The sequence below is a fragment of the Psychrobacter sp. 1U2 genome, from assembly GCF_051847575.1.
In genome coordinates, this window is sequence record NZ_JBPYDC010001395.1 from 1 (window position 1) to 610 (window position 610).

The following is a 610-nucleotide window of genomic DNA, read 5'->3' on the forward strand; positions in this document are numbered from 1 at the left end:
TTCACAAACTGCTTTTTTTGTTTTTATCTTTAAAAGACTACCCATAAATATCCAACCATTTTGAGAGTGTTATGTCAAAGCCCAATAATCAAAATCAGAACCAAGACCAAGCTCCAACCTTAGAAGAAGCCAACGAGCTTATCGCACAGCTGCAAGCTAAGCTCGATGATATTAGTGCTTCAGGCAAACAGCCGTATCCTAACCAGTTCAAACGTACAGATTATGCCAAAGATCTGCAAGCGGCTTTTGAGGGTGTGTCAAAGCAAGAAATTGAAGATAATGCGTCTAAGGGTGACAAAACACAGGTTCATGTGGCAGGGCGAGTAATGCTCAATCGTGGCTCATTTATTGTCATTCAAGACATGACGGGTCGCATTCAGCTCTACGTCGCTCGCAAAGAGCTAGATGAAGAAACACGCGCTAGCATCAAATCGCTAGATTTGGGTGATATCGTCGGTGTCTCAGGTTATATCGGTCGCTCAGGAAAAGGCGATCTTTATGTCCATATTGAAGAATTCCACTTATTGACCAAGTCACTACGTCCAATGCCAAATAAGTTTCATGGCTTAGCTGATGTAGAAGCGCGCTATCGTAATCGACATCTTGATTT

The 610-nt window shown here is 42.5% G+C and carries 1 protein-coding gene; it reads left to right on the top strand.

The window, feature by feature from the left end:
• Positions 1 to 71: 71 nt before the first annotated feature.
• On the top strand, positions 72 to 610 hold a 539-nt coding region (locus tag ACS8FD_RS22285), incomplete at its 3' end, for an OB-fold nucleic acid binding domain-containing protein (protein WP_439277469.1).